We start from the raw sequence: 14,739 nt of genomic DNA on the forward strand, positions 1-14,739 counted from the left end.
AGGCGCAAAACGCCTGGCTTCCAGTCGGCGCATTGTCTGCGATCACCCTACCGATCCAGGGCTGCACGCTGATGTCGCTGGGCGTGTTTCTGCCTGCCCTCGCGGTCGATTTCGGGGGTCAGGCGGGCGGCGCAGCCACCGCCTTCTTGCTGGCGATGAGCCTTGCCAGCCTGGCGGTCGGCTGGGCGCTGGGGAAGGTGGGCGCCCGGTCGGTCCTGCTGATCGGCATCGCGCTCAGCGCCGCCGGATATGAGCTTGCCGCCATGGCGCAGGACCGGCTGGCCCTGACAGCCGCCATGGCCTTGACGGGCCTAGGCGTCGGCGCATCGACCATCGTGCCCGGCATCGCCGTCATCACCCGGCATCATTTGGCGCGGCGGGGCATGGCGCTGGCGATCTTTCTGGGCGCGGCGGTCGTGGCGGGCGCGCTCGTGCCGCCTTTTGTCGGGGCGGCCATGGCGATCTGGTCGTGGCGCACGGCCATGCTGCTCTGCGCGGCGGTCATGGCGCTGGCCTGCCCGCCGCTGGTCCTGATGGTGCCCGGCGGCCGGATCGACAGCGGCCAGCCGACGGCCGGTCCGGACGCGACCAGAGCCGCGCTGCGCAGCGCGAATTTCTGCCGCATCGTCCTGGCGATGACCCTGTTGCAGCTCGCGATCAACGGCGTGCTGTTCGCGACGGTGGACAGCCTGATGGCGCAGGGACTGACGCAATCCAGCGCAGTGCTTGCCTATAGCAGCGCCAATCTGCTGGGTCTGCCCGCGCTGTTGATGGGCGGTATGCTGGCCGACCGGCTCGGCGCGGGGCGCAGCCTGATCGCGACGGCCCTGCTGCTGGCGATGGGGACGATGGCGCTGATGGGGGTTCGCGCCCTGGATATGGCCGGGGTCTGCCTGTTCGTCCTGATCTGGGGCGTCGCGAGCGCGCTGCCCGGCCAGTCGGGATCGATGCTGCTGGCCGATGTGGTGGAGGCGGAGGCGTTCCCCAGGCTGCTTGGCCTCAATACCGCGATCATCAGCCTGGTCGGCGCGCTGGCGCCGCTCTTGACCGACCAGATGCGGGCGGCGGGCGGCGGCTATGGCTTGCCTATATTGGTCTATGCCGCACTCGCGCTGATAGCCGCCCCGGTCATCGCGCTGGTGCGCCCGTCAAAGGCCGATGCTGGCTGACAGGCCGATGGTGCGCGGGCGCTGCGCCATTTCGCGCAGCGGCGATCCGGTGACCGGCACCAGTTCCGCATTGCGGTAGAGAACCGCCCGGCTGTCCAGCAGATTGTCGGCAAAGGCGGACAACCGCCAGCCATCCCGGCCAAGCCCCACGCGCAGGAACAGCAGATCGCTCCCCTCCCCCGCATAGACACGGGGATCATAAGCGACCGACCGGGGCGAAGGCGCGCGGCGATAGCGGCCCGCATGCCGCCATTCGGACCGGATGAAGCCGTCCACCCGGCCTGGCAGCACGAAGCCATATTCCGCCGCCAGCGTCCCCGACCAGCGCGGCACATAAGGAACACGATCCCCGGCGGCAACGATGCTACCCGCTCCGGCAAGCCCGACATCGCGGCGAAAGCGCGCATCGACAAAGCCCAGCGAAAAGTCGAGCTTCAGCGCACGCAACGGCTCGGCCTGCACCGCCAGCTCGACGCCCCGGTTGCGCGCCGTGCCCAGATTGTCGACATAGGAAAAGCCGCAATTGGGCAAGGAGACCGATTGCTGGATGCGTTCCCAATCGATGCGGAAGGCGGCCAGCGACAGATGAAATCCCTGCGCCGGAAATCCAGCCTTCACCCCTGCCTCAAAGCTCCAGAGGGAGTCCGAATCATAGCTGTCCGGCGCGGCGATGCGTCCCATGGCGGACAGATCGGCGGCGCAACTCGCCGCCGGAACCGCCCCATTGGTGCCACCGCTGCGAAAGCCCTTACCCGCGCTCAGATAGACCAGGCTGTCGTCCGCCGGACGCCAGGACAGGCTGGCATGCGGGATGACGGGCGTGCCGCTCTGGCGGCGGGGGCCGACGGCGTTGCTCCCGCCTGCGAACGGCCCCTCGGACATCAGGCGGAAGCTCAGCGGATTATGCGACACGCGCAGCCCCGCCGTCACCTCCCAGCGGGGTGCCAGCGCCCAGCTCGCCTGCCCGAAAGCGGCCAGCGTGCGCTCGCCAATCTGTTGACGGCTATGATAGCTCTGGCCGCCGGGCAGCAACGGCAGGCCGAAAATCTCCTCGATCGACAGGCCGAGCTGCGATTGCGCGAGATCAGCGATCCCCGGTTCGACCACGCGCTGCTCCATGACGATCCGCGACCGGCCGTAAAAGCCCCCGATCAACCAGCGGACCGCCCCCTCCGCGCCGGAAGCGAGCCGCACTTCCTGCGTGAAATTGCGCTGGCCGACGGTGGTGCGGCTATAGCTGCCGCCCGGCGTACGGATGCCGGGCACGGCGCCGCCCAGCACGATCTCGCCAAAGAAGCCGGAATAATCGACGATCTGGCGGTTCCGGCGATCCAGCCAAGCGGTGACGCTGGTCAGCGTGGCCCCACCCAGATCCAGCCGGGCGGTCAGGCTGGGCAGCAGGAAGCGGTCGCGGCCGGGCTGGCGCAGGGTTGCGGACTGGCGGAATCGGCCAAGGGTGCTTTCGTGGAAAGGCAGGTCGCCTCGCTCCGTCCTCTGGTAGAAAAGCGACGGCGTCAGTTCCAGACGCTCGCTCGGGGCCGCCTTGACCGCCAGGCGCAGGCCCAGCGCCGCGCCATGATCGACATTCTTCGTCAAAAGCGCGCCGGAAGCGGGGTCGAACCGGTCGATGACGCCGGCATCGCGCCGATAATAGGCGCTGACCCGCGCACCGATCCGGCCCGGCAGGATGGCGCTGCCCAACGCCGCCTGCATCTCGCGGGTGAGGCCGCCGCCCCTGACCGCCGCCGCCTCGCCGCTGATCTGCGCGTCCATGCCCTCCAGTTGCGGCTGACGGGTCAGGGTGCGGATGGTGCCGCCCATGGAATCGGCGCCGAACAGCGTCCCCTGCGGTCCGCGCAACACCTCCACCCGCTCCAGGTCGAAACGGCGCAGGTCAGGATTGCCCGCTACCTCCAGCGAACGGATCTGCACCGGCACATCGTCAACATAGAGGCCGACGGTGGACGCCCCGATGGGCGAAAAGACCCCGCGAATGATCGGCTGCCGCGCCCCGAAGGCGCCGACCGTCGGCATGGTCAGATTGGGCACCGCCCCCGCCAGATCGGCCAGCGCGTCGATGCCCCGCCGTTCCAGATCGTTCCGGTCGAGGCGGACAAGGCTGATCGGCACCTTGTCCTGCGCTTCGGGAACCCGGCGCGCGGTGACGATGACGATCCGTTGGCCCGCCAATTGGCCATAGGCTTCATCCTCTTCCTGGCCGAAAGCAGGCGCAGCGATCGCCAGCACAGACGCGCAGCACAGACGCGCCCACCCCTTCACGCAAGGCGCGCCATCGGCGGAAGGGATTGAATGACCGAGAGAATCATTCCATCTCTCTACAGCAACGCCCCAAAGCGGCAACTAAACTGGATCAGGCAAGCTGCCCCCTTCACAAAGGAAGGTGCGGCGCCTATATGGGTCGTTCAAATTCGGTTCGTGCCGCGCCTTCGGGCAAGGCGGGAACCGTCCCCCGGATCGCCCGGGGACCGGCTTCGTTTAGCGCACGAAACCGGCGGGATTGGGCGAAAACGGCGGGTCACCAGACGCTGACAGTGCGGATCGGACAGTCCCGGCCCGCACTTTTTTGCGTGACGATAGAGGGGCGAATCACCCCCGAAATCGACAGGCCAGGCTGAATTTTCGCTGCGATGCGAAAAAATGCGACGAATAACACGCTTAGGCAACAGGCAGGATACGCAATGGCGACCAAAGCTCTCCCCACGATCAGCAATACCGGCGCGAAGAAGCGCATCAGGAAGGTGTTCGGTGACATCCACGAAGTGGTGCAGATGCCGAACCTGATCGAAGTTCAGCGGGAGAGCTATGAGCAATTTCTCCGTTCGAACCCGGCCATCGGCTATGTGTCGGGCCTGGAAAAGACCCTGCGCTCGGTCTTCCCGATCCGCGATTTCGCGGGCACCGCAGAGATGGACTTCGTTCACTACGAACTCGAAGACCCGAAATATGATGTCGAGGAATGTCGTCAGCGCGGCATCACCTATGCGGCGCCGATGCGCGTCACCCTGCGCCTGATCGTGTTCGAGGTGGATCAGGACACCGAAACCCGCTCCGTGCTCGATATCAAGGAGCAGGACGTCTACATGGGCGACATGCCGCTCATGACCGGCAACGGCACCTTCATCGTCAACGGAACCGAGCGCGTCATCGTGTCGCAGATGCACCGCTCGCCGGGCGTGCTGTTCGACCATGACCGGGGCAAGACCCATTCGTCGGGCAAATATCTGTTTGCCGCTCGCGTGATCCCGTACCGTGGTTCGTGGCTCGACTTCGAGTTCGACGCCAAGGACATCGTCAACGTCCGTATCGACCGCAAGCGCAAGCTGCCGGTCACCGCGCTGCTCTATGCGCTGGGCCTGACGCCCGAGGACATGCTCGGCTATTTCTACAACAAGGTGGTCTTCGTCCGTGGCGAAGGCGGCTGGCAGATCCCCTATCTCGCCGAAGCATGGCGCGGCCAGAAGCCGGCTTTCGACATCGTCGACGCCAAGTCGGGCGAAGTGGTGTTCGCCGCCGGTCACAAGATTTCGCCCCGCGCCGCCAACAAGGCGGAGAAGGACGGGCTTGAGACGCTGTTGATCCCGACCGAGGAAGTCTATGGCCGCTACAGCGCCTATGACCTCATCAACGAGACGACCGGCGAGATCTACATTGAGGCCGGTGACGAAGTGTCGCCCGAAAATCTCGAAAAGCTCGACAAGGCGGGCATCGACCGTCTCGAACTGCTCGACATCGACCATGTCACCACCGGTCCGTGGATCCGCAACACGCTCAAGGCCGACAAGGCCGAGGAACGCGACCAGGCGCTGTCCGACATTTATCGCGTCATGCGCCCCGGCGAACCGCCGACGAAGGAAACCGCCGAAGCCCTCTTCGCCGGTCTATTCTTCGATCCGGAACGCTATGACCTGTCCGCCGTTGGCCGCGTGAAGCTCAACATGCGCCTCGACCTCGATGCCGAGGACACCGTCACCACCCTGCGCGTCGAGGACATCCTCGCCGTGGTCAAGGAACTGGTGAACCTCAAGGACGGCAAGGGCGAGATCGACGATATCGACAATCTCGGCAACCGCCGCGTCCGTTCGGTGGGCGAACTGCTGGAAAACCAGTATCGCGTCGGCCTGCTGCGCATGGAGCGCGCCGTCAAGGAGCGCATGAGCAGCGTCGACGTGTCGACCGTGATGCCGAACGACCTCATCAACGCCAAGCCCGCCGTGGCCGCGGTGCGTGAATTCTTCGGCTCCTCGCAGCTTTCGCAGTTCATGGACCAGACCAACCCGCTGTCGGAAGTCACCCACAAGCGCCGCGTGTCGGCGCTTGGGCCGGGCGGTCTGACCCGTGAACGCGCAGGCTTCGAAGTCCGCGACGTTCACCCGACCCATTATGGCCGTATCTGCCCGATCGAAACGCCGGAAGGCCCGAACATCGGTCTGATCAATTCGCTCGCGACCTTCAGCCGCGTGAATAAATATGGCTTCATCGAGACGCCTTATCGCAAGGTGATCGACGGCAAGGTGACCAATGAGGTCGTCTATCTGTCCGCGATGGAAGAGGCCAAGCACACCATCGCACAGGCGAACGCCGAACTGAACGTCGACGGCACGCTGGCCGAAGACCTGATTTCGGCGCGTGAAGCGGGCGAATTCCTGATGGCGCCCAAAGACCATATCACCCTGATGGACGTCAGCCCCAAGCAGCTCGTCTCGGTCGCGGCTTCGCTCATTCCGTTCCTGGAAAATGACGACGCCAACCGCGCGCTCATGGGATCGAACATGCAGCGTCAGGCCGTGCCGCTGGTGAGTGCCGAAGCGCCGTTCGTCGGCACCGGCATGGAAGGCACCGTGGCTCGCGATTCCGGCGCGGCCATCGCCGCCAAGCGGGCGGGCATCGTCGATCAGGTCGACGCGACCCGTATCGTCATCCGCGCCACCGGCGACATCGCGCCGGGCCAGTCGGGCGTCGACATCTACACGCTCCAGAAGTTCCAGCGTTCGAACCAGGACACCTGCATCAACCAGCGTCCGCTGGTGAAGGTGGGCGACCTGATCGAAGCCGGCGACGTGATCGCCGACGGCCCGTCGACCGAGTTCGGCGAGCTGGCGCTGGGCCGCAACACGCTGGTCGCGTTCATGCCGTGGAACGGCTACAACTACGAAGACTCCATCCTGATCTCCGAACGGATCGTGAAGGATGACGTCTTCACCTCGATCCATATCGAGGAGTTCGAGGTCATGGCCCGCGACACCAAGCTGGGGCCGGAAGACATCACCCGCGACATCCCGAATGTCGGTGAGGAAGCGCTACGCAACCTCGACGAGGCGGGCATCGTCTATATCGGCGCCGAAGTGGAGCCGGGCGATATCCTGGTCGGCAAGATCACCCCCAAAGGTGAATCGCCAATGACCCCGGAAGAAAAGCTGCTCCGCGCCATCTTCGGTGAAAAGGCGAGCGACGTGCGCGACACCTCGCTGCGTCTGCCGCCGGGCGTCGCCGGGACCGTCGTGGAAGTGCGCGTCTTCAACCGCCACGGCATCGACAAGGACGAACGCGCCATGGCGATCGAGCGGGAGGAAATCGACCGTCTCGCCAAGGACCGCGAGGACGAGCGCGCCATCCTCAACCGCGCGACCTTCAACCGCTTGCAGGAAATGCTGCTCGGTCAGACCGCCACGGCCGCGCCCAAGGGCGTGCGCAAGGGCGTCGAGATCGACGAAGCCCTGCTGGGCGAAGTCGAGCGTCATGAATGGTGGAAGTTCGCGGTTGCGGACGACACCCGTCAGGCCGGCATCGAAGCCGTCAAGGCACAGTATGACGAAGCGGTGAAGCTGATCGTCGAGAAGTTCGAGGACCGCGTCGACAAGCTGCAGCGCGGCGACGAGCTGCCGCCGGGCGTGCTCAAGATGGTCAAGGTGTTCGTCGCGGTGAAGCGCAAGCTCCAGCCGGGCGACAAGATGGCCGGCCGTCACGGCAACAAGGGCGTCATCTCGCGCATCCTGCCGATCGAGGACATGCCGTTCCTCGAAGACGGCACCCATGTCGACATCGTGCTGAACCCGCTGGGCGTGCCGTCGCGCATGAACGTCGGGCAGATTTTCGAAACGCATCTGGGCTGGGCCGCGCGCGGTCTGGGCCAGCAGCTCAAGCATGCGCTGGAGGACTGGCGGGAAGCCAATCCGAACGCGCAGGCCGGTGAGATGCCGGATGCGGTCAAGACCCGCCTGCTGGAAACCTATGGCGAGCATTATGCCGATCAGATCAACGGCCGCACTGCGGAACAGATCGTCGACCTTGCCGAGCATCTTGCACGAGGCGTGCCGATGGCGACCCCGGTGTTCGACGGCGCCCGCGAAGCCGACGTGTCGGCGATGCTGGAGCTGGCGGGGCTGCATACATCGGGTCAGTCGGACCTGTACGATGGCCGCACTGGCGACCGGTTCGACCGCAAGGTGACCGTTGGCATCATCTATATGCTCAAGCTGCACCATCTGGTCGACGACAAGATCCACGCCCGTTCCATCGGCCCCTACAGCCTCGTCACCCAGCAGCCGCTGGGCGGTAAGGCGCAGTTCGGTGGCCAGCGCTTCGGTGAAATGGAGGTGTGGGCGCTCCAGGCCTATGGCGCCGCCTATACCTTGCAGGAAATGCTGACGGTGAAGTCGGATGATGTGGTCGGCCGTACCAAGGTCTACGAGGCGATCGTCAAGGGCGACGACACGTTCGAAGCCGGCATCCCCGAAAGCTTCAACGTGCTGGTCAAGGAAATGCGCTCGCTGGGCCTCAACGTCGAACTCGCCGCGATGGACGAGGTCGAGGATGACGACGGCTTCGCGCAGGCGGCGGAGTAAGGGTTGTCGGGCGCTGCCTGTCGGCGGCGCCCCTCCCCTTCTTCACCCGGAAATTTTACCCTCTAGAGGGACATGAAATATGAACGAACTGACCAATTTCGCCAATCCGGTCCAGAAGCCGGAAACCTTCGACCAGATCCAGATCGGCCTCGCCTCCCCGGAACGCATCCGCAGCTGGTCCTTCGGTGAGATCAAGAAGCCGGAAACCATCAACTACCGCACGTTCAAGCCCGAGCGTGACGGCTTGTTCTGCGCGCGCATCTTCGGTCCGATCAAGGATTATGAATGCCTGTGCGGCAAGTATAAGCGCATGAAGTACAAGGGCATCGTCTGCGAAAAGTGCGGCGTGGAAGTGACCGTGTCGAAGGTCCGCCGCGAGCGCATGGGCCATATCGAACTGGCCGCCCCGGTCGCGCACATCTGGTTCCTGAAGTCGCTGCCCTCGCGCATCGGCCTGCTGCTCGACATGCAGTTGAAGCAGCTTGAGCGGGTGCTGTATTTCGAATCATACATCGTCACCGAGCCGGGCCTGACCCCGCTCGAAAAGTTCCAGCTTCTGACCGAAGACGAACTGCTGGACGCGCAGGACGAATATGGCGAGGACGCCTTCTCCGCCGGGATCGGCGCGGAAGCGGTCAAGCAGATGCTGATGGACCTCGACCTTGAGGGCGAGAAGCAGGCGCTGCTGGACGAACTGGCCGTCACCAAGTCGGAACTCAAGCCCAAGAAGATCATCAAGCGGCTGAAGGTCGTCGAGAGCTTCCTGGAATCGGGCAACCGTCCCGAATGGATGATCCTGGACGTCGTTCCAGTCATCCCGCCGGAACTGCGCCCGCTGGTGCCGCTGGACGGTGGCCGCTTCGCGACGTCGGACCTTAACGACCTCTATCGCCGCGTGATCAACCGCAACAACCGCCTGAAGCGGCTGATGGAGCTGCGCGCGCCGGACATCATCGTCCGCAACGAAAAGCGCATGTTGCAGGAAGCCGTCGACGCCCTGTTCGACAATGGCCGCCGCGGCCGCGTCATCACCGGCGCCAACAAGCGTCCGCTCAAGTCGCTGTCCGACATGCTCAAGGGCAAGCAGGGCCGCTTCCGTCAGAACCTGCTCGGCAAGCGCGTCGACTATTCCGGCCGTTCGGTCATCGTGACCGGCCCGGAACTCAAGCTGCACCAGTGCGGCCTGCCCAAGAAGATGGCGCTCGAACTGTTCAAGCCCTTCATCTACGCCCGCCTCGACGCCAAGGGTCTCTCCATGACCCTGAAGCAGGCGAAGAAATGGGTCGAAAAGGAGCGCAAGGAGGTCTGGGACATCCTGGACGAAGTGATCCGCGAGCACCCGGTCATGCTGAACCGCGCGCCGACGCTCCACCGCCTCGGCATCCAGGCGTTCGAACCCGTGCTGATCGAGGGCAAGGCGATCCAGCTTCACCCGCTGGTCTGCTCGGCCTTCAACGCCGACTTCGACGGTGACCAGATGGCCGTCCACGTGCCGCTCTCGCTGGAAGCCCAGTTGGAAGCCCGCGTGCTGATGATGTCGACCAACAACATCCTCAGCCCCGCGAACGGCAAGCCGATCATCGTCCCCTCGCAGGACATGGTTCTGGGTATCTATTACCTGTCCATGGAACGTGAAGGCGAGCCGGGCGAAGGCATGCTGCTGTCCGACATGCAGGAGGTCCATCAGGCTCTCTATGCCAAGGCCGTGACGCTGCACTCGAAGATCACCAGCCGCGTGCCGCAGACCGACGAAGCCGGCAATCAGTATATGAAGCGCTTCGAAACGACGCCGGGCCGCATGCTGCTGGGCGAATGTCTGCCCAAGAGCCACAAGGTGCCCTTCGACGTCGTCAACCGCCTTCTCACCAAGAAGGAAATCGGGGACGTCATCGATCAGGTCTATCGCCACACCGGCCAGAAGGACACGGTGCTGTTCGCCGACGCCATCATGGCGCTGGGCTTCCGCCACGCGTTCCAGGCCGGCATTTCGTTCGGCAAGGACGACATGGTGATCCCGGACTCGAAGGAAGGCACCGTCGCCGAAACCAAGGCGCTGGTGGCTGATTACGAGCAGCAATATCAGGACGGCCTGATCACTCAGCAGGAAAAGTACAACAAGGTGATCGACGCCTGGAGCCGTTGCGGCGACGTGGTGGCGAACGCCATGATGGACGAGATTCGCGCCCAGCCCAAGGATCCGGCGACCGGCCGCATGGCCCAGATCAACTCGATCTACATGATGGCGCACTCCGGTGCCCGTGGTTCGCAGGCCCAGATGAAGCAGCTTGCCGGTATGCGCGGCCTGATGGCCAAGCCGTCGGGCGAAATCATCGAAACGCCGATCATCTCGAACTTCAAGGAAGGCCTGACCGTCCTTGAATATTTCAACTCCACCCATGGTGCTCGAAAAGGGCTTGCCGACACCGCGCTCAAGACGGCGAACTCGGGTTACCTGACCCGCCGTCTGGTCGACGTGTCGCAGGATTGCACCATCGTCGAGGAAGATTGCGGCACCGAAAAGGCGCTGGAGATGAAAGCCATCGTCCAGGGCGGTTCGGTCATCGCCTCGCTTGGCGAGCGCATCCTGGGCCGCACCACGGCGCAGGATATCGTCGACAGCAAGGACGGCACCGTCATCGTGCCGATCGGCACGCTGCTCGACGAAGCGCTGGTGGCGCAAATCGAGGCCATCGGCACGCAGGCCGTGAAGATCCGCAGCCCGCTGATCTGCGAAAGCAAGATGGGCGTCTGCGGCAAGTGCTACGGCCGTGACCTCGCCCGTGGTACGCCGGTCAATATCGGTGAAGCGGTCGGCGTCATCGCGGCGCAGTCCATCGGTGAACCGGGCACGCAGCTGACCATGCGTACCTTCCACATCGGCGGCGCGGCGAACTTCAACGAAACGTCGAACCTGGAAGCCATGTCGGACGGCACGATCGAGCTGCGCGACATGCCGACCATCATGGACAAGAATGGCCGTCGCCTGTCGCTCGCCCGTAACGGCGAGATCGCGATCATCGATAGCGAAGGTCGCGAACGCGAAACCCACCGCCTGCCTTACGGCGCCACCGTCCTCATTGCCGACGGTGACCCCGTGGCGAAGGGCGAACGCTTTGCCGAGTGGGATCCGTTCACCATGCCGGTGATCACCGAAAAGCCGGGTATCGTGAAATATGTCGACCTGATCGACGGCAAGACGCTGGCCGAACAGACCGACGAAGCCACCGGCATCGCGCAACGCGTGGTGACGGAGCATCGCGGTGCCGCCCGTACCAAGGAGGATCTGCGCCCGCGCCTGACCCTGCTGGACGACGGCTCGGGCGAAGCCGCCCGCTACATGCTGGCGGTCGGCGCGACCCTGTCGGTCGATGACGGTGCGCAGGTGCAGGCCGGTGACGTGCTGGCGCGTGTCAGCCGCGAAGCGGCCAAGACCCGCGACATCACCGGCGGTCTGCCGCGCGTCGCCGAACTGTTCGAAGCCCGCAAGCCCAAGGACAATGCGATCATTGCCAAGGTGTCGGGCCGCGTTCAGTTCCTCAAGGATTACAAGGCGAAGCGCAAGATCGCCATCAATCCCGAGGATGGCGGCGAGCCGGTCGAATATCTGATCCCCAAGAGCAAGGTGATCGACGTTCAGGAAGGCGACTTCGTGAAGCGCGGCGACAACCTGATCGGCGGTTCGCCCGACCCGCACGACATTCTGGAAGTGCTCGGCATCGAGCCGCTGGCCGAATATCTGGTCGCGGAAATCCAGGAAGTCTATCGCTTGCAGGGCGTGAAGATCAACGACAAGCACATCGAGACGATCGTTCGCCAGATGCTGCAAAAGGTCGAGATCATCGAGTCCGGCGACACCACTTTGCTGGTGGGCGAGCAGATCGACCGCGAGGAAATGGACGAGATCAACAGCAAGCTCCAGCCGGGCTTCGCGCCCGCCGCGGGCAAGCCGGTGCTGCTCGGCATCACCAAGGCCTCGCTCCAGACGCGTTCCTTCATCTCGGCGGCGTCCTTCCAGGAAACCACCCGCGTCCTCACCGAAGCGGCGGTTCAGGGCAAGAAGGACACGCTGGTGGGCCTCAAGGAAAACGTCATCGTCGGCCGCCTCATCCCGGCGGGTACCGGCGCCGGCATGAACCGCATGCGCGTCGCCGCCTCGTCGCGTGATGCGGCGATGCGGGCCGCGCTGCGGGCGTCGAGCCAGGTCGACCTGATCGCGCCCAAGACGGCCGCGCAAGAGCATGCCGCCGAACTGGCCCAGGGTCCGGAAGCCGCCATCGGAGACGATCCGCTGGCTGCTGTTCAGGGTGAGGATTTCACCACCGAGGACATGGAATAAGTGCTTTGAAAATCAGGGAGTCGCTTCCTATCTCGGGAAGCGGCTCCCAGCCCTTCGTACCCTATAAGGGGTCGATGAAGAGCCCGCCGGAAGCGACAGCCTGTCCGGCGGGTTTTCTTTTGGGGTGGCGCCCGGCAAGCCATGAAATTGTCCGGCAAGCCTGTCGCAAACCCTCTTGACCAATCCGGAATCGCCGCCTATTTGCGCCTCTCCGGTGAGCCACTGGCCCACCCTGATGCCCGATCCTCTAATGGTAAGAGAGCGGACTCTGACTCCGTCAATCAAGGTTCGAATCCTTGTCGGGCATCCAGACTTTTCCTCGAAAAGCGCGCATCGCCGGCGAAACGCGCTGCGCCGGGATTCTCTAGGCAAGCCCGGTCATCGCCTCGACAGGAAACGGCATTCCTTCGCCAGACGGCGGCCCATATCCCAGGCGGGCTTATAAACGGCCATGCCCTTTCGAATCTGCTCGCAGGACATGTTGAGCCCCCCGGCATAGACGATCGCGACAGTCCGGCCATTGGCGTCGCGGGCCACCGGAACGATGGTGATGGGATCCCGCAACGCGCGCTTCAGGCTTTCCTTGCTCTGCCGGGGACTGATGGGCGCGCAAGTCCCGCGCTTGGCGCAACGGCTGGCAACGTCCGGGGCGTCGATGCCCAAAAGCCGGATACGCTCGCCATTCACGCGCAGCATGCCACCATCAACGACAGTCAAGGCAGATGCGAAGAACAGGGCGGCGATCACTCTTCCACCCCCGCAATGGCCGACGCGGCGTCCAGGCTAAAAATCATGCCCTCTCCCCATCATCGCCGCTCCCTGCCATTGGGTGCCGGCGCGGCCCTCGCTTGCTTACACCCCAGTCCACCAGCATTCTTGCCTCGGTTCAATTTTTAGCCAGTAAATCTATCTGTAAATTCTATATTGATCTCTTCACCCAGTTTTTCATGATATTTAACGATAATCGACAGATATGTATCGCTTTGATACGAATGAATTAATTTCACTCGCCCATCCTCTGTCTTTGGATATACCCATCCTCTGCCCGAAACGGATGCGAGGCCCGGTCGCCCTCCCCATTTCATCATCAGGGGATGGGGTTGGCGGCCAGGAGGCGGATGCCACCTTCCATGCCGTTCGCAATCCCTTTTCCGAATTTGCTTGGGGTTTCGGCGGGTGTCGCCGCGACTAAGACCAAAGCAATATGGCTTTGCATATCCCACGATCCGACCGACGAAATAAGCATTAATGGGCAGCCATTACCCATTATCGCAAATTGTCCTGAACCATCCGGCAGGGGTAAATTATCCCGATAAATCAAATAGCTCATATGAAATATGAAATGGGCATGGTTTATTGGGGAGATAAGATGCACCCAGCATGGACCGTCCTGCCCGCGCTGTCCCTGTGCATCGGCTCCACCTCCGCTGCCGCGCAAAGTGGCGATGATCCAGGCCTTCGATCTGCCGCTCCCAGCCAGTTGGCTCTCATGGATACCGCCTTCGATCTGGGCGCCATGACACCCCACCCCCCGCCAGCCAATCCTGTCGTGCAAGGGCCAGCCGATCCGCAAAGCCCGGCAGCTCCGGATGCCGATACCGACAGTCGCTATCATTCGCTTGGCAGCCGCATCGGCGCCGCCAAATGGGAAACCATCGGCCTCTTCGCCTATATCAGCGCGACGCAGGCCTATTGGACGGACGGCACGACTCATTTCCATTTCAAGGATGAAGGCTGGTTCGGCAAGGACACCAACAATCTGGGCATCGACTAGCTGACCCACGCCTTCAACGCCTATCTGTTCGCGGAATTTCTCGGCGCGCGGATAGCCCGCAAAACCCATGACCGGGCCAGGGCGGCAGCCCCGGCCGCGCTGCTTTCCATGGGACTGATGCTCTATGGCGAAATGTGGGACGCGCATAAGAAGGATAGTGGCTTTTCGCCACAGGATCTCCTCTTCAATACCGGCGGCGCGGCCTTTTCGGTGCTGCGCCATACGGTGCCGGGACTGGAGGAGAAGCTGGATTTCCGCCTGCTGATGATGCCCAATTCAGAAGTCTACAGCTTCAAGGGCAAGCGCCATTATGAACAGCAGCGCTTTCTGCTTTCGCTTGAACTCGCCGGTTTCGCAAGGTTGCGCGACAGCCCGTTGCGCCTGGTCGAACTGCAACTCGGATATCGCGGCAAGAATTTCACCAATGCCGACCGCGCCGCCGGCATAAGGCCGGAACGCGACATCTTCTTCGGCGTCGGCCTCAACATCAAGCAGTTGTTCTTCCGAAACAGCCGATCGCGCCTGGGTCGCGCGATCGGTAGCGGGCTCGACTATTTTCAGCTCCCCTATACCGCCGCCTATGTCCATTGAAGGAGA

At 63.6% G+C, this 14,739-nt stretch carries 8 protein-coding genes and 1 tRNA gene; 6 read left to right on the forward strand and 3 right to left on the reverse strand.

Translation table 11 applies throughout. The features are described 5' to 3' along the window. Positions 1 to 32: 32 nt before the first annotated feature. Entirely contained in the window at positions 33 to 1,169 is a 1,137-nt protein-coding gene (locus tag K426_RS17600; RefSeq protein ID WP_237229830.1) for an MFS transporter, read from the forward strand. Here K426_RS17600 and K426_RS17605 read toward each other — a convergent pair. Next, positions 1,149 to 3,449, reverse strand: coding sequence for a TonB-dependent receptor (locus K426_RS17605; protein WP_082748680.1), 2,301 nt, complete (start codon positions 3,447 to 3,449; stop codon positions 1,149 to 1,151). The genes K426_RS17600 and K426_RS17605 overlap by 21 nt on opposite strands. A gap of 419 nt (positions 3,450 to 3,868) precedes the next feature. On the opposite strand from K426_RS17605, the gene rpoB reads away from it, so the two are divergent. From rpoB to K426_RS17620, 3 genes are all read left to right on the forward strand, one after another. After that, a complete protein-coding gene (rpoB, locus tag K426_RS17610) occupies positions 3,869 to 8,032 on the forward strand; it encodes a DNA-directed RNA polymerase subunit beta (RefSeq protein ID WP_066559874.1) in 4,164 nt (1,387 codons plus the stop codon). Between the two features lie 79 nt (positions 8,033 to 8,111). Beyond that, positions 8,112 to 12,368: a DNA-directed RNA polymerase subunit beta' gene (gene rpoC, locus K426_RS17615; protein WP_066559877.1), complete on the forward strand. Its 4,257-nt coding sequence runs from the start codon at positions 8,112 to 8,114 to the stop codon at positions 12,366 to 12,368. 236 nt (positions 12,369 to 12,604) lie between these two features. Next, positions 12,605 to 12,678: transfer RNA gene (locus K426_RS17620), tRNA-Gln, on the forward strand. 68 nt (positions 12,679 to 12,746) lie between these two features. On the opposite strand, the gene K426_RS17625 is transcribed toward K426_RS17620, so the two are convergent. Together K426_RS17625 and K426_RS31425 are read right to left on the reverse strand one after the other, a co-directional pair. After that, positions 12,747 to 13,115 (reverse strand): thermonuclease family protein, encoded by a 369-nt coding sequence (locus K426_RS17625; RefSeq protein ID WP_237229832.1) that lies wholly within the window; start codon positions 13,113 to 13,115, stop codon positions 12,747 to 12,749. Between the two features lie 340 nt (positions 13,116 to 13,455). Then, positions 13,456 to 13,698: a hypothetical protein gene (locus K426_RS31425; protein ID WP_145907427.1), complete on the reverse strand. Its 243-nt coding sequence runs from the start codon at positions 13,696 to 13,698 to the stop codon at positions 13,456 to 13,458. Between the two features lie 39 nt (positions 13,699 to 13,737). On the opposite strand from K426_RS31425, the gene K426_RS32570 reads away from it, so the two are divergent. Beyond that, positions 13,738 to 14,142 carry a hypothetical protein gene (locus K426_RS32570; protein ID WP_237229835.1) on the forward strand — a complete coding sequence of 135 codons (405 nt, stop codon included), beginning with the start codon at positions 13,738 to 13,740 and terminating at the stop codon, positions 14,140 to 14,142. Continuing rightward, positions 14,143 to 14,733 carry a YfiM family protein gene (locus K426_RS32575; protein ID WP_257721817.1) on the forward strand — a complete coding sequence of 197 codons (591 nt, stop codon included), beginning with the start codon at positions 14,143 to 14,145 and terminating at the stop codon, positions 14,731 to 14,733. Positions 14,734 to 14,739 lie beyond the last annotated feature (6 nt).

This window comes from Sphingobium sp. TKS, assembly GCF_001563265.1.
GTDB lineage: Bacteria > Pseudomonadota > Alphaproteobacteria > Sphingomonadales > Sphingomonadaceae > Sphingobium.